This window comes from Paenibacillus harenae DSM 16969 (assembly GCF_000422465.1).
In the GTDB taxonomy this organism is placed as follows: domain Bacteria; phylum Bacillota; class Bacilli; order Paenibacillales; family Paenibacillaceae; genus Pristimantibacillus; species Pristimantibacillus harenae.
Genome location: NZ_AULV01000019.1, coordinates 135,850 through 150,822, shown reverse-complemented (window position 1 = coordinate 150,822; position 14,973 = coordinate 135,850). Strand labels below are relative to the sequence as shown.

The 14,973-nt window shown below is 52.0% G+C and carries 16 protein-coding genes and 1 pseudogene; 6 read left to right on the top strand and 11 right to left on the bottom strand.

Annotated elements, in window-relative coordinates; genetic code table 11:
* Window positions 1-8 precede the first annotated feature (8 nt).
* The 9 genes from H581_RS0107315 to H581_RS0107275 all read right to left on the bottom strand — a co-directional run bounded on the left by H581_RS0107315 (window position 9) and on the right by H581_RS0107275 (window position 8,446).
* Window positions 9-899, bottom strand: coding sequence for a hypothetical protein (locus H581_RS0107315; protein WP_036718037.1), 891 nt, complete (start codon window positions 897-899; stop codon window positions 9-11).
* 11 nt (window positions 900-910) lie between these two features.
* Complete coding sequence (locus H581_RS0107310; RefSeq protein WP_028609441.1) at window positions 911-1,846, bottom strand: hypothetical protein; 936 nt, start codon at window positions 1,844-1,846, stop codon at window positions 911-913.
* On the bottom strand, window positions 1,839-3,212 hold the full coding sequence (locus tag H581_RS33340; RefSeq protein WP_036718034.1) for an ATPase, T2SS/T4P/T4SS family: 1,374 nt from the start codon (window positions 3,210-3,212) through the stop codon (window positions 1,839-1,841). The genes H581_RS0107310 and H581_RS33340 overlap by 8 nt, the downstream gene beginning before the upstream one ends.
* Window positions 3,209-4,057 carry a CpaE/TadZ family protein gene (locus H581_RS0107300; RefSeq protein ID WP_028609440.1) on the bottom strand — a complete coding sequence of 283 codons (849 nt, stop codon included), beginning with the start codon at window positions 4,055-4,057 and terminating at the stop codon, window positions 3,209-3,211. The genes H581_RS33340 and H581_RS0107300 overlap by 4 nt, the downstream gene beginning before the upstream one ends.
* On the bottom strand, window positions 4,054-4,779 hold the full coding sequence (locus H581_RS0107295; RefSeq protein ID WP_028609439.1) for an SAF domain-containing protein: 726 nt from the start codon (window positions 4,777-4,779) through the stop codon (window positions 4,054-4,056). Before H581_RS0107295 ends, H581_RS0107300 begins: the two co-directional genes overlap by 4 nt.
* 247 nt (window positions 4,780-5,026) lie before the next feature.
* Complete coding sequence (locus H581_RS0107290) at window positions 5,027-5,377, bottom strand: type II toxin-antitoxin system PemK/MazF family toxin (protein WP_028609438.1); 351 nt, start codon at window positions 5,375-5,377, stop codon at window positions 5,027-5,029.
* A 3-nt stretch (window positions 5,378-5,380) separates the two neighbouring features.
* Window positions 5,381-5,662, bottom strand: coding sequence for a CopG family ribbon-helix-helix protein (locus tag H581_RS0107285; protein ID WP_028609437.1), 282 nt, complete (start codon window positions 5,660-5,662; stop codon window positions 5,381-5,383).
* 224 nt (window positions 5,663-5,886) lie between these two features.
* Window positions 5,887-7,074 (bottom strand): alanine racemase, encoded by a 1,188-nt coding sequence (alr, locus tag H581_RS0107280; RefSeq protein WP_028609436.1) that lies wholly within the window; start codon window positions 7,072-7,074, stop codon window positions 5,887-5,889.
* Between the two features lie 154 nt (window positions 7,075-7,228).
* Complete coding sequence (locus H581_RS0107275) at window positions 7,229-8,446, bottom strand: outer membrane lipoprotein-sorting protein (RefSeq protein ID WP_028609435.1); 1,218 nt, start codon at window positions 8,444-8,446, stop codon at window positions 7,229-7,231.
* Between the two features lie 279 nt (window positions 8,447-8,725).
* On the opposite strand from H581_RS0107275, the gene H581_RS0107270 reads away from it, so the two are divergent.
* Window positions 8,726-8,941: a PspC domain-containing protein gene (locus H581_RS0107270; protein WP_028609434.1), complete on the top strand. Its 216-nt coding sequence runs from the start codon at window positions 8,726-8,728 to the stop codon at window positions 8,939-8,941.
* Window positions 8,942-8,981: 40 nt separating this feature from the next.
* A complete protein-coding gene (locus tag H581_RS0107265) occupies window positions 8,982-9,656 on the top strand; it encodes a PspA/IM30 family protein (protein WP_028609433.1) in 675 nt (224 codons plus the stop codon).
* Window positions 9,657-9,838: 182 nt separating this feature from the next.
* Here the strand turns inward: H581_RS0107265 and H581_RS0107260 are convergent, their stop codons facing one another.
* Window positions 9,839-10,369, bottom strand: coding sequence for a type 1 glutamine amidotransferase domain-containing protein (locus H581_RS0107260; RefSeq protein WP_028609432.1), 531 nt, complete (start codon window positions 10,367-10,369; stop codon window positions 9,839-9,841).
* 288 nt (window positions 10,370-10,657) lie between these two features.
* On the opposite strand from H581_RS0107260, the pseudogene H581_RS38800 reads away from it, so the two are divergent.
* From H581_RS38800 to H581_RS0107245, 4 genes and pseudogenes are all read left to right on the top strand, one after another.
* Window positions 10,658-10,834: pseudogene (locus H581_RS38800) on the top strand (adenosylmethionine--8-amino-7-oxononanoate transaminase); the annotation flags it as partial.
* A complete protein-coding gene (locus tag H581_RS37750) occupies window positions 10,828-10,974 on the top strand; it encodes a hypothetical protein (RefSeq protein WP_156889521.1) in 147 nt (48 codons plus the stop codon). The pseudogene H581_RS38800 and the gene H581_RS37750, both read left to right, overlap by 7 nt.
* The gene (gene bioB, locus H581_RS0107250) at window positions 10,952-11,950 is read left to right on the top strand and encodes a biotin synthase BioB (RefSeq protein ID WP_028609430.1); all 999 of its coding nucleotides are present in this window, start codon (window positions 10,952-10,954) and stop codon (window positions 11,948-11,950) included. The genes H581_RS37750 and bioB overlap by 23 nt, the downstream gene beginning before the upstream one ends.
* A 526-nt stretch (window positions 11,951-12,476) precedes the next feature.
* On the top strand, window positions 12,477-12,662 hold the full coding sequence (locus tag H581_RS0107245) for a hypothetical protein (protein ID WP_245599954.1): 186 nt from the start codon (window positions 12,477-12,479) through the stop codon (window positions 12,660-12,662).
* An 87-nt stretch (window positions 12,663-12,749) separates the two neighbouring features.
* On the opposite strand, the gene H581_RS0107240 is transcribed toward H581_RS0107245, so the two are convergent.
* Window positions 12,750-14,942, bottom strand: a complete 2,193-nt coding sequence (locus H581_RS0107240; RefSeq protein ID WP_028609428.1) for an alpha-galactosidase — start codon at window positions 14,940-14,942, stop codon at window positions 12,750-12,752.
* Between the last annotated feature and the right edge of the window lie 31 nt (window positions 14,943-14,973).

Sequence of the window (14,973 nt, the reverse complement as noted above, 5' to 3'; positions counted from 1 at the left end):
GTCAGCCGTTAGTTGAGCGATTGGAACAGCTTCTGCCCTTCCTTTACCCATGGATAGATAAAAACCTGAAAGGTATATAAAATCGGGATGCCCGCGATGACGAACAAAACATAGGAGGTTGATTCCTTGCGGCTTTCTTTGGCAAGCTCGATTTTTTCTTTGTAATCCCCGATCCTCACCCGGAGCAGCTCGTAATATTGCCGGCTCTCATGCATTCTAAGCGCATCAAGCGTCTCGACAAAGCTTAGTCCCTCATCGGTGCCGATCCGCTGCTTGAACCGCTGCAGGGCGGAGCCCGCATCGTGATACCACTCGGCAAGAAGCCGCTCCAGATCGCCGCGCATCGCTCTTGTAAACGGCACGCAGCGCGCCAGCTTCGCATGAATATGCAGCGAAGAGTCCGACAGGTAAAGCAGCTGATTGCTGACAACGAATATTTCCTTCGTCATTTGCAGCGCCCGGACTTTGCGGATAGCCCGCAGCCAGGCCAAATCGTTATAAATCAGCAGCAGCAGGAGCAGTAACCCCGGACCGCTATATGCCAAAGGGATAAGCCCGTTTAACCGCCCGTGAAGCACAACGACGATAAGAATGAACAAACTTACAACGATCAGCAGAAGCCGTCTGGTGAATACATACCATCCCGCATCCGCCGTTACACCGCAGCCGGCCAGCAGCAGTTCTCTCTCCATGAAGGTCGGCGCTTGCCTGGCGATGCGGAGCAGCCTCAGCCAGCCGGCCGGCACGGCATGGGTTCGCCAGCTTAATACGGCAAGATGCTTCCACCTGGCCGGGCGTCTGGGCAGCAAGGACAAGATGGCGTAAATTGCCGCCGCGCCGAACACGAATTGTCCTGCGAGCACGGCTATCCGGATCACGCTTTCCACCCAATCGTACATTCAGATCCCCCTTACATTTTTTTGCGCGACAGCCACAGCCCCATCAGAAAAGAAGCGAATATAAGCACCGCCGCATTGAGAAGCATATCTCTGCCTTGCGGATCAATGACGTAATAAAAGTACGAATTGTCCTTGTTGTAACGAAGATTGATAGCGATGAACAAAGTCACAAACAGTAGCGGCGAGAAGTTGGCGACTCGGATTTCCAGCAGCCGGTTTCTCTCCTGCTCGTTCGCCAGTCTAGCCTTGCGCATGTCGTTAAGAAGCTCCCTTAAGCTGTCGGAAATGGATACTCCCTCCACTAACGCCACACGCAGAATATTAACGAAGTAATCGGCCCATAAATGCCCAAGCGACGAAGAAAACAGACGCATGCTCGCGTCATCGTCCCCGCGAACAGACAGATTGCGATACAGCTGCTCGAATACGGATTGCATCGGCCCAAGCAATCTTCTCTCTTCGACCGTCCGCTGCAGCGCGATCCGGACCTGCCGTTCACCCGTCACAAGATAACATTGGTAGAAAAGCTCTACGGCAGGCAAAAAATCCATTTGCGCCTGCATACGCCGATGAACTAACGTTGCCCGCATCATTGTATAGGGCACGGCGCCAAGCAGCCCGCCAAATAGAAGCGTGCCTTTGGCGCTTTGAAAGAAGATTCCTCCAGACGCAATCCCGGAGAGCAGAAGCAAACAGGAAAGCCAAACAAAGTTTACCGGCGATATTTTCCATTGGAGCGTTTCTATTAACTCCGACAAATGCCGATGCGGACGCTCGTAACGCTTGAATCGTTCAGTAAGCCTGTAACGCAAACCGTTCTTCGTACAGTAAGTTAACTTGCTGCGAAGCGAATGTTCCTGCGACCACATGATAAACAAGTGATATAACGCAATAAATAACAAACCGAACAATAAAGCGGCTGCCGCTGCGGTCGAAAGCTTACTCATGCAAGGCACCCTGCACGGCCATTCGTTCCTCCGCCTTCGCTGACGGCTGGGCCGGAAAAATCCACTCGCCTTGCATAACGTCGAATTTCACCCAATCCCGAACGAGAGCCTGCCCATCTTTCCAGAACAGTTCGCCGATCCGGCTGACGACTCTTCGCCCGTTCAAATAGCTCATTTCAATGCCGATCTCCGTAACGTACCGGGTAATGCGCTTCGTGAGCCTTTCGGCATTCATCCCTCGCCCGTCAAGCATGCACATATCCGTGATCGCTTCCGGAACATCCTCCAGCCTGTTCGCATGCACCGTCGTCATACTGCCGGAGTGGCCTCTCGTACAAGCCCGAACGTAAATGTTCGCATCGACATCGCGGATCTCGGCATGGATAATCCGCTGCGGCGATTGTCTTAGCGCGAGCTTGAAGGCTTGATCGGAACGGTGATATGGATCATCCTCTTCCGTCTCGTATTCGACAACGTTCTTGGCCGGAAAATCGCGGCCGAGCATCATTTCGAACCTGCCCTCGATCGTGATGATCCGCTCTTCATCCGGGAGCTCGGCAATGAGCGCTTTCATCAGATTCGTCTTGCCCGAATTCGTCGCTCCAATGATGACGATATTGAATCTTGCCGCCAGTATCGCCTTCAGCATGCTCATCACTTTCGCATTCATCGTTCTGTAAGCGGAGGAGCTTAACGTCTGCAGACTAAAGCTTCGCACCGTATAGAAGCGGATCGTCAGGGTTGGGCATGCCGTAAAGCCGAAGCCGGTCATCGTGACTCGCGAGCCGTCGCGCAGCATCACTTCCGCCCACCGCTTTCGCGGATTAATGCGGTCATTATTGAACAAAACTAAATTTTGCTGTACGCGCTCGACCTCGCGTACGCTGTCGAACCGGTATGCGTACGGTCTCGTCACTCCGTCCCTCACAATGAAAATCCGTTCGCCGACCACTTGAATTTCCTCCAGCCCCTCTTTATCCGCAAGAATCAATTCAAGCACGTTAAGACCGATGACCTCCGCGAACAGCGCCTCCGCCAGCGATTGATAAGGATGCTGCATGCCGGTCGCCTCATGGATTCGAAGTCTGATCAATCGGTCCGATATGACCGCAAGCACCTGCTCTCTCTCCTGCGAATAACCGAGAACGGCACGATTCAACGTTTCACCGTATCGTTTTCTCTCTTCCTCGCCAAGCCCATGCGGCGCGCTTAGATAGGTTCTCATATCGTCGGCAAGCCTCGCGAACTCGACATTAGCATCTCTCGGGACAATTAATGCAGCTCCCTCTTCCTCCCGCAGCATCCGTTCCGCCTTCATCTGTGCAGCAAACTCGGAGGGCGAAAAGCGATTCTCCCGCGCCATCATGAGCTGGTCCCGTTACGGTGAGTAAGCAGCTTGCGGTACCAGGGCTGAACCGATAGGACCGGCGGCAACCCCCTTATGCCGTGACGCTGCATGAGAGCCTTGGCAGGCTCGCGCATCGCTTGCTTGCCGAGCGCGTCGCTGCGGAGCCAGCCTGCGTAAGTGCCGCTGTCCAGTTGGCTGAATACCGGCTCGCTTAATTGAAATTGCCCGAGCTGCGCAGTACCCAACTCTTTGCAAATATGCTTCATCTGATAACCTCCATTTCTCCAAGGACCATTAATCGTAATCAAATCATATTGCTCGGGTGCCACCCCGAATAAAGGAGATACTTGTCCGATCCAACGGCGCCCGTCCTCTTGAAAGTGAGACAGCGCGGGAGTCGTCACGAGAATGCGCGAGCTTGCCCTGCGCATGGCGCAAATCGTCGCCGCATTGTCCCAATAAGCGCCTACGTCCAGCACGACCATCGCAAAGGCTTGCTCTGCGGCAGTTAGCAAATGATCGGCTTCTTCCGGTGTGAAATATTCGGCCTGGTCTCTCACGAAGTTTCCGAACAAGACCTGAAGATTGGGCCGTCCTTGTACGGCATGCGCCGCTCTCCGGAGCTTATCCGCCGTCAGCGAATAAGAACGGAGGTCCGGACGAAGCTTGTCCAGCGTAACTGTCGGCTCAATAACGCCTAAGTATCGGTGGATCTTCGCGCTCTTCAGATTGAGGCATAAATACCCGATCGATTTGCCGCTGGCCTCCGCCAAGCGATAGGCCGCCGCGAATGCGGCTGCCGTCGTTCCAATATTCGGTGTGGTGCCAATAAAGGCGACTAGAGGCGCGGCGGATCCGTTCACGGCTCATCCGCCTCCTTCCGAACCGGTACATCCAGAGATTCCGGGCTGTAAGCAACGACCAGTTTAATTTCCCCGCTCTTGCATAAACCATCGATATGGAGCCACTGCTCTTCCGATAAATTTAAATTCAAGTATTCGATCATTCCGTTGGCGTCGCGTCTGGACGCATACATCTGCTCTTTATTCCCTTCCGCCAGTGAGAGCAGGTTCGGATTCTCGACATTATCGATCTCGAGGTTCCCCGACGTCTTGACCGATGAGACAACCACAGCCTCCTCAAAAAGCCTCTTGGAAGGCGAAGCCTCACCCGATGCATACAGAAGCACCCTGTCACCCGCTCTTATTCCGTTCGAGATCGAGCGGATATAATCCTTAGGAATTTGAAAGGTTGATTCGCTCCGCCGGGGCTGCAAATAATAACGATCCACCTTCCAATCCAAAATCGGTTCGCCCTGGCCCAGCGGTATGACCGTCTCCTTTCCCTCTACCTGTCCGGAATCCACGAGCATCTCCGGGTTAAAAGCCGCCTGGGGCATCATTTTATACTCCAAATCCTTCTCCTGCAGCCTCTCTCCCGCACCTATAAATCGTTTCGGCACAAGCACGGCAACCGTCTCCTGCTGCTCGATCTGCATGCGCTGGAGCTTATGCATGCCATAAACGAGACAGCCGGACAGTACTGCGGCCGTTAAGCTAATGATGGCATTCCTTCTCCTGTTCATCCCCGCTCCTCTCCGAGCATAAAAAAAAGAACGCATCAGCAGCCACCTAAGGCTTGCTGAGTGCGTTCTTCGCATAAATAGTGCTCGTTTTATATGAGTTCAACTATCAATTGAATCCATAATAGCAAATCCACATTTCGTTTGTCTATCCTTTTTTTCCTAATTGCATCAATTTTCAGTGATAATCGACAAAAAAAGCCATTTAGCTTAAAGGCAATCCCTTCAACGCGCCAAACAGCTTTTTTCATTAAAAATCGATTAACCCAACGCTGATTAACAAGGCATCGTCAACCTTACGCATCGTTTCATCGTCCAAATGCGTAATTTTATCGGTCAGCCGCTGTTTGTCAATCGTCCGGATCTGCTCGAGAAGCACGACGGAATCGCGATCGAAGCCATGTGCGGCCGCGTCCATCTCCACATGGGTAGGCAACTTCGCTTTCTGAATCTGTGCCGTGATGGCAGCCACGATAACCGTCGGACTGAAACGATTGCCGATATCATTCTGAATGACAAGCACGGGACGAACGCCGCCTTGCTCCGATCCGACAACTGGCGATAAATCCGCAAAAAACACATCTCCGCGTTTTACGATCAACCTCTACACCCCGCTAACGAGACGGCCTAACGTATGGTCTGCTTCTTCCTCCGCTTGAAAAGCTTCCGAGGCCATGTTCAGGTTAATTTTCGCCATTTCCATATACCCGCGCTGCATGGATTCCCGGATTTGACGTTTTTTGCGCTCTACCAGATACAATTTCATGGCTTGCCGGATAAATTCACTGCGGTTGGAGTTTTCTTTGGCCACAATTCCGTCAACCTCCTCCAGCAAATGGTCTGGCAGGCTAATCATGATCCTCTTGGTATTTTGTACATTGGCCACCGAACTCGCACCCCCAAAACTTTTCCAATCCCCTTATACACATTATGACAATATAATGCCGTCGCTATACTTCAACATATCTATGATCGTCGTATATCATTTATGCTGTATGTTTACATGTATAGTCCCTATAGATGCCCTGCCATACTAATTCGTGCTTTTTGGCAAAAATCCTCTTCATTTGCTCAAAAAATACAGGTTGTAACAATTTCCAACCGCGATCGCTAAGCTAAGGGGTTACGGACAGCGGCAATCCGGCCGCCTTTCACATATACCCTTGGCACTCGATTGGCCAGCATGCAGGTTACTTCATAGTTAAGCGTTCCAAGCTGATCAGCCACTTCTTCTGCCGTAATAACCGCATCGCCTTGACGGCCGATTAGCACGACCTCCTCGCCGGTCTCGACAGGCGCATCACCAGCTCCTGCAGCGACAGAATCTAACGAGATCATACATTGATCCATGCAAATCGTACCGCGAATCGGCGTTTTCACGCCGCGTACAAGTCCATGGGCTTTCCCTGTCAGCATGCGGCTGTAACCGTCGGCATAACCGATCGGCAAGGTTCCGATCCTTTCTCCCTCTTCCGCCTTATACCGGGTGCCATAGCTGATTCCCCATCCCTCAGGCGCGTTCTTGACCATCACGACCTCGGTCTTTAGCGCCATCACAGGCTCAAGTTTAATACGCTGACGGTTAACCTCCACCGATGGATACAAGCCGTACATGCTGATTCCGAGACGCAGCATACCGCCTGCCCAATCCGGCGTATCGATGCCGGCAGCGCTGTTGGCGGCATGAATGATCGGAATCGAAATTCCCTTCTTCTCCATGTAATCGGTAATTTCCCGAAATCGGTCAACCTGCAGCTTCGTATAGGTTTTGTCAGCCTCATCCGCGCTGGCGAAGTGCGTGAACATGCCTTCGATCATAAGCTGCGGCACGCTCAAAGCCGCCTCTATAAAGGCTATCGCCGCATCCTTCCCCAGAACGCCGAGCCGTCCCATGCCTGTATCGATTTTAATATGAGCCTTCAGCTTCTTACCTGTTTCATCCAACGGAAGCTTTGCTGCGGCTTCAATAACATCTTTACGAAATAAGCTAATCGTTACATCGCTATCCCTTGCGACAGACAAAGCATCCGGAGCCACGAAACCTAGAACGAGAATCGGGGTTCGGATGCCTGCCTTCCGCAATTGCAACGCTTCGTCCAGAAAAGCGACTCCTAGATAATCTACGCCAAAGCGCTCCGCTTCGCGCGCTACCTCTACTGCGCCGTGCCCGTAGGCATTCGCCTTGACCGAAGCCATAAGCCTGCAGTCCTGCGGCATTGCGCCGCGGAATTCCTGTAAATTATGTCTAAGAGCGTCTAATGATATTTCAACCCATGTGGGGCGATAAAACAAATCCAAGCCGTTCACCTTCTCCTCATCTGGCAGCCATAACCCTAACAGTCCGAGCAGCAAACATTAATAGAAATAATGTTAAACCCTGCTGCCGAGACTGTCAATGAAGGAAGCGCCGGAATTGGTTAGTACGTCTTGGAAATTCGTCTGCTCTCCCGCGTTATTTCCCGATTTCACCCTGTACCGATTGCGCGATCTTAATCATTTCGGTTTCAGGCAAATTCGCGCTCGCCAGACGGAATTGATGCCCTTCGTATGTCCAGATGAGCGTTTGCTGCTCTTCCCCGCTGATAAGCTCGCCCATCGTAAAGCCCAGACTAACCAGCATGCCAGGCGTATAGGTTGCCGCCAGATCCTTCGGCTCGGTCTGAATAAGCGTGTAGCTGTAGTCGCCCGTATAACGGATCATCAGGCCGGGATTGCCGCCGTACACGATATCCACCATGTCCTGCTCGCTTACGCCTTCAGGGAGATAGGAAGGCTTCATCGCCGTAAAGTCTGATTCCTCTTCCGTTCCGGCCGAGGCGTCATCCTCCGTATTCTCATCGTCTTTGCCGCTGTTGTCCACCTGATCGTCTCCATCTACAACCGCTTCGCCCTCTCGGTCATTGCCGCCCGCATCCGCGCTGTCTTCAGGCGCTGCCGCATTGTCTCCCGCATTGTTGTCTGCGTTGCCGGCCGCCGCGTCGTCGCCCTCTTGCTCCGGCAGCGTCATGGTCGGTTCGTCAGTCGATTGGCTGGAAGGCTCCGCCTTCATATTCGCTTCCGTTTCAAATACGGCCTTGTCGAATTTCGGACCGAATTCGAAGCTGTCGAACTTCACCTGCACCATCACGGCGGCGTTCGCATCGCTGACTTCTACTTGAACCGGCTTGTAATCCGATTTGTTCAGCCAAATTTTTTGGCGGGCTAAGGAGCCGTTGTTATAGTTTGCCATTACGTCAAAAACATACGCGTCCTCATCAACGACAAACTGTCTTGAGTTATCGACCAGGATGCTTTGGATCAATGTCTGGTATAAGTAAACTTGGCCTTGATTTTGCGGCCAGTCGCTTTGGAAGCGAAACACTTTATTGAGCTTCGGCGTGAGCACGAATACGCCGTCGTCATTGCGAAGCACGATTTGCGTAATATCCTTCTCCTCATTCGTCAGCTTAATGCGGTAGTACTGCGGCTTCTGATACGATACCTCAACCTTGTATTCAAGCGGCTGCTGACTCGTATTCAGCGTCATTGTCCCGCTTCCCTGATAGCTTTCCATACTGCTCACTACCTTGTCGAGCTCCTTCACCACGGACTCGGCGTCCTTCGTTCCGCAAGCGGCTAACACTAAAGAAAAGCACAATAAAATTGCCGCGGTCCATGTTATGCGACGCATGTGATCATCCCCTCTGAACAATAGTTTTTTACTGGCTGATAACATGTCTATGAGGGGACTTGACCAATTATGCGGACTAGTTTGACAAGCATGACAAGCATGGGAGAGACGTGGCCGCACCTGCAGATCTACCGCGCCTAAATCCGGCGTCCCCGCCATCCGTCGTACATAATCCCCGCCTAAAGGCCAGCACGGGCAATGGACCGGGGACCGTTACGGGCGCCTCCAACCCGTACTACAATAAAGTCATAGATGAGCCACACGAAAGGATGATTGGAAATGAAAAAACTATTTCGTTCAACTACGGACAGCAAAATTACCGGTCTTTGCGGAGGCATAGGCCATTGGCTCGGCGTTGATCCGACCATTGTCAGACTGCTAACCGCCATTGCCGCGCTCTTTAGCTTCGGCACGGTCATACTGGCATACTTTATCATTACGTTGTTCGTACCGAAGGCGCCTTACAACGATTTCAATTTTAGCAATCATTACTAAAACGTAAGAGAAAGATTATAATTCGAGGAGAGATGATCAAATGGGAATTTTACAACGCATGGTCAGCATGACGAAAGCAGCGGCCAATGAAATGCTGGATAAAATCGAAAATCCGGTTATGATGCTTAATCATTACTTAAGAGATTTGGACGAGGAAATCGCAGGAACGGAACGCGCTATGCTGAAGCAGCAAGCTCAGGAACGCATGCTGGAGACGAAGCTGGCCGAGCAGAACGGGCATGCGGACTACTACGAAAGCAAAGCCGAGCAAGCCGCGTCCGGGGATCGTGAAGCGGAAGCGCGTACGGCGCTTGAATCGAAGCTGCTGTATCTCGAGCAGGCGGCAGAAACAGCAAGACTGCTGCAGCTTGCCAAGCAAGCCGCGCTCGAGCTGGGGCAGCGTGCAGAGACGCTGAAGGAAGAACGGACGAGGCTGCAGAGCAAGCGTACGGAGCTTATCTCGCGCGTTCAGAAAACAGGCGGATCGCACGGTTATTCGTCCCCAGATTCGCTCCGCGAAAGCTCCGCTTCCAGAGGCTTCGAGCGAATTGAACAGAAGGTGATGGAATGGGAAGCGGCGCGCGAGCTTGCTGGAAAGCCTTATGGCGATGGCGCGAATACCGGCCTGCCTGCCGCCGACATGCAGCGCGAGCAGCGCAGCGCGCTTGTAGATGAAGAGCTAAAGCGGCTCCTGCAGAAAAAATCCGGCAGCTAGCCTTTATATAATAGTCAAGACCGCTTTGAACTCATCAAAGCGGTCTTGCCGTATTCGGGCACCTATCCATATGCAAACAAGCAGGGTTCCGCAGACCTCCCGTTACTCCCGACATAAGAAGAAGCCGTACGGGGTACGTCTCTCCATACGGCTTCTTTATACACAGCATGTCCTCCGCACCGCTACCAGGCGTTAACGCCCAGGCGCTCTAGCGTCTCCTTGATAAAAGCCGGCTCGTCCTTCGGCGTACGGGACGTTATGAAATTGCGGTCTACCGCAACCTCTTGATCCACATAATGACCGCCGGCCGCTTCGATCTCGGCGGAAATACCCGGATAGGCGGCAGCCGTTCTGCCTCTCAACAGGCCGGCTGCGGCCAATATTTGCGGACCGTGACAGATTGCCGCTATCGTAATACCGGCCTGATCGGCCTGCCTTACGAAGCTTTGGACATCGGCATCATTCATCAGATGCGCAGGCGAATCCCCTCCCGGGATGATGACGGCGGCATAATCCTTCGCGTTCGCTTCCTTGATCCCGAGATGCGACGTATAGGAGACCGTACCTTTCTTCCCCTTCAATAGCTCGTTACTATTCAAGCTGATAATTACAATCTCATGACCGTTCTTTACCATTTCATCGTACGGGTTCATCATCTCGGAATCCTCAAAGCCGTCCGCGAGCAAAAAGGCGATCTTCTTTCCTTCAGTCATATCAGCCTGCTCCTCCTCGATATTGATGCTGCAGCCTCAATTGTTTGACAGAAACATCCTCTTATTTTCCCAGTTCGGCTGAATCCTATACGCGTCATTCCAATGCTTAGCCATACACTTCAGCTTTTTTAGTTTATGACTTCCGTATCCGGTCCGAGGACCTCTAGGATTTAATTCTCTTTACAGGAAAATTCTGATCTGCTAGAATGGCGTCATCTTATTGTTAACCTAAATCTAAAAAAATGGTTAACAATTAATGATGTATGGGTTGACGGATGGTGATAGGTTGTGGCAACGGAATACGAAAGGCTTGCCGCTGTTGATAGGGATCATTTATGGCATCCTTTTACTCAAATGAAAGATTACAATGTCTCTGATCCTCTTAGTATCGAACACGGTAAAGGCATCAAGCTGTACGACGTTCAGGGACGCGCTTATTATGACGGTTTTTCTTCGATATGGCTAACGTTCAAGCTCCGCTTTCGCCGCTGCTGGCTGCCAAGCAGGCAGGCGTGGCTCTAACGCTTCAAGATTTAATCGCTGCCGCGGAACGCTCGCCGCACGAATGGGAGGATGATAGCGATGGAACGAAATACAGCAGCTAGTAAATGGGATCTAATGGCAAACCGGGTATTAGAGGGGGAATGCTTAACGTTGGAGGAGGGATTGTCGGTGCTCGATGCCGATAATGATGAGGTATTGCCGCTCATGCAGGCTGCTTTTCAAGTGAGAAAACATTTTTTTGGCAAAAAAGTGAAGCTGAACATGATCATCAACGCCAAAAGCGGCCTTTGCCCCGAAGACTGCGGCTACTGCTCGCAATCCGCCGTTTCGACTGCGCCGGTTGAAAAATACACCTTGCTCGATAAAGATACCTTGCTTGCGGGAGCGCGTGAAGCCATGGCGCGTAAGGCCGGAACTTATTGCATCGTCGCTGCCGGCAGAAGCCCGACAAGCAGAGAGCTGGATCAAGTGGTTGATGCGGTCAAAGAAATCCGCGACACGATGCCGCTAAAGATATGCGCTTGCCTCGGGATTTTAAGAGACGGACAAGCCGAACGACTGGCGGAAGCGGGCGTGCATCGATACAACCATAACTTGAATACGAGTCAAGCTAATTATCCGTTAATTACGACGACCCATACCTATGATCAACGCGTTGAAACATTGGAAAAGGTGAAGCTTCACGGCATGTCCCCCTGTTCGGGCGTCATTATCGGCATGGGCGAGACTAAACAGGAAATTACGGAAATGGCTTATGCCCTTCGCGAGCTTAACGCGGACTCCATTCCGATCAATTTCTTGAATGCGATTCCAGGAACTCCCCTCGAAAATGCGGGACTCACCCAGCCCTTGCAAGCGTTGAAGGTACTTGCCCTATTCCGTTTCATCTGTCCGTCAAAAGAAATTCGCGTGGCAGGCGGACGCGAGATCAATCTCCGTTCCTTACAGCCGCTGTCTCTATACGCAGCAAACTCACTTTTTGTAGGCGACTATTTAACGACGGCCGGCCAGTCGATTTCGATCGACCATCAAATGATCGAGGATTTGGGGTTTGAAATTGAATTAAACGCTTTATAAGGCGGTGACAAGCAAGCATGAAGCGGATCGAACAAGAGTGCTTAAAGCCGTTCGTACGGGGAATTCAAATAAACGATAAGCACATAATGTCATAACATCATGGTCTTTTGTGTTGAGGGTAATTCATTATGATTATGCTGTCAAGAATTAAATCGGATGAAGGATGCCGATCTTACGTCATGGATCATACCGTTTTCAACTGAGAGACAGCTTTTCTAAATATTAAGGATAGATTCATTAAGAAGTCTTCCATTCGACAAAAAAATCTTTATTATTTCACAAATAATAGAGGACAAACACAATCTATTTTATGATAGAAGGCTAAAAATGACAAAAAAAGGTTGTAATCCAACCCGATTTCTATATAATAAATTTTGTGCTAAAGCCTACAACAATTCGAATCGAAGGAGAGAAATGAAAGGATAACTATCAACAGCCGCCGGCTTATCCAGATAATCAACCGTACCCGTACAATCCTCATCAGCTGGTCGCTCCGGTTATATCCGTAAAAGAATGGATGCTTACGATGCTCATCATGATCATACCGATCGTGAACATTATTATGATGTTCGTCTGGGCGTTCGGCGAAGGAAACCCGTCGAAACAAAATTATTTTAAAGCTTCCCTGCTTTGGGCGGCGATCATACTTGGTATCTATGCCATTATTTTCATTATCATTATCGCGGCAGCAGCCTCCACCTCTATAGGCTAGACCGTCAGGTGCACATAGCCAAGAAGCCCGTTCCGGCCGGAACGGGCTTCTTGGCTTCTAACGCCTGCTTTCTAGCATGCGCCGGCTTTATTCCGCGGCGCGGAAACGGTAGACTTTACTCGCATAATCACCGTGGAATTGCGGCGCCGCAAGACCGGCATACATCAGCTCGTCGCCGCCGTAGTGCGCATCCTGTCCGTCAAGGCTATAGTTGCGCTTCGGATCAAGTCCCTTCAAACGGAAGCGGTTAAGCTTCGGATTCGGCTCCTGCAGCACGGAGGCATATACGACGAACGCCTCGCTCTTGTCTTTGGAGACGAACATCCATGCCGTCTCATTGCCCTCGAACGGACTGAGCAGACGGTAGAAATCGCCGAATTGCACGAGATGGCGAACCTCTTTATAGAGCGCAACCTGCGCTTTGACCGTTTCTTTCTCTTCCGCGGTGAAACGGGTAAGATCCAGCTCATAACCGAAATTACCCGACAACGCCACATGGCCTCTCGTCTCAAGCGAGGTTATACGGCCGACCTGATGGTTCGGCACGGCTGACACGTGCGAGCCCATGGCGCTTACCGGATACACGATGCTCGTGCCGTATTGGATCTTGAGCCGGGACACCGCATCCGTATTGTCGCTCGTCCACGTCTGCGGCATGTAATAGAGCATGCCGGCATCGAAGCGTCCGCCTCCGCCGGAGCAGCTCTCGAACAAAATATGCGGGAAGGCGCTCGTAATTCTCTCCAGGACGTCATATAATCCGAGCATGTAGCGGTGTGCGGTTTCCCGCTGACGCTCAGGCGGCAGCAATGCCGAGCCGATCTCCGTCATGTTCCGGTTCATATCCCATTTCACATACGTAATCGGGGCGCTGGACAAAATGTCCGACACGACCTTCACGATATACTCCTGCACATCCTTGCGCGACAAGTCGAGAATCAGCTGATGCCTCGCCTGCGTACGTCTCCGGCCTTCAACATGCAAGCACCAGTCCGGATGCGTTCGATACAGCTCGCTCTCCGGCGAGATCATTTCCGGCTCGAACCACAAGCCGAACTGCATATCGAGACGCTTGACCCGGCTGACCAAGTCCCCCAGGCCGTTCGGCAGCTTATTGCGGTCAACGAACCAGTCGCCAAGCGAGGTTGTGTCATTATCCCGCTTGCCGAACCAGCCGTCATCGAGCACGAAAAGCTCAATGCCCAGCTCTTGACCGGTGCGAGCAATCGCTTCGATTTTGTCAGCGTTAAAGTTGAAATAAGTCGCTTCCCAGTTGTTGACGAGAATCGGACGCGTCTGGTCGCGGAAGTTGCCGCGGATCAGGCGGGAACGGTACAGGTCATGGAAGCTGCGCGACATGCCGCCAAGGCCTTCCGAGGAGTGAACCATAACCGCTTCCGGCGTCTGGAACTGCTCGCCCGGCTCGAGCCTCCAATTAAAGTCGAACGGGTTGATGCCTATAAACAGGCGCGCCGAATGAAATTGATCGACCTCGACGCCAGCCGTAAAGTTGCCGCTGTACACGAGGTTAACTCCGTATACGTCGCCGTGATCCTCCGTCGCTCCTTCCGATAGAAGCGCTACGAACGGATTTTGCATATGGCTGCTAGAGCCTCTGCGGCTCTCGACCGACTGCAGTCCCGGCTCAAGCTTCCGCTTGTGCACGTGACGCTCGCGCGTCCAGGCTCCGGAAAGCTGAAGCATCTCGAAGCGGTCATGCGCAAAGTCTAAGCTTAAGCTGAAGGCCCGCAGCAGCTGCAGCGTATCCGTTCCGTTATTCGCCACTCTGACCGAACGGGTAATCGCATCGAACTGCTCAAATACGCTGTACGATAGAATAACCGTCAGTCCCGTCAATGCATCCTTCAAGGTCAATTCCAGCGTCTGCGCCTCGTCGTCGCTTTCGGTATACGTCGACGGCAGTCCGGCCAGCGACGGCTTGCCGTTCAAGATCTCATGCGATTCATAACGTAAATCCGTAATCGTTGAGCCGTTCGGAAGCATAACCTGATAAGCGGGCATACGGAAATCCGAATTGCCGTAGCCAGGGTATTCCTGCGGCAGCGTATCCAGCGACAAAGCCAGCTGATCCAGGTCCGTACTGGGGGAGAAGGAAGCCCGCTCCTTAAGCTCGAGCAGTCGGTCCAGCTGCGTGCCGCGGATTCTGCGGCCCCAGTAAAGATGCGCGGGGTAGCCCTGCTTGGTGACATGAATGACATAACTCGTATCGCGAGCCTGCAGATGGAAGACGGAATGCTGTTGATCGAATTGTATAGCCAAAATAATTTCCTCCCTTAATTTCGAATAATGG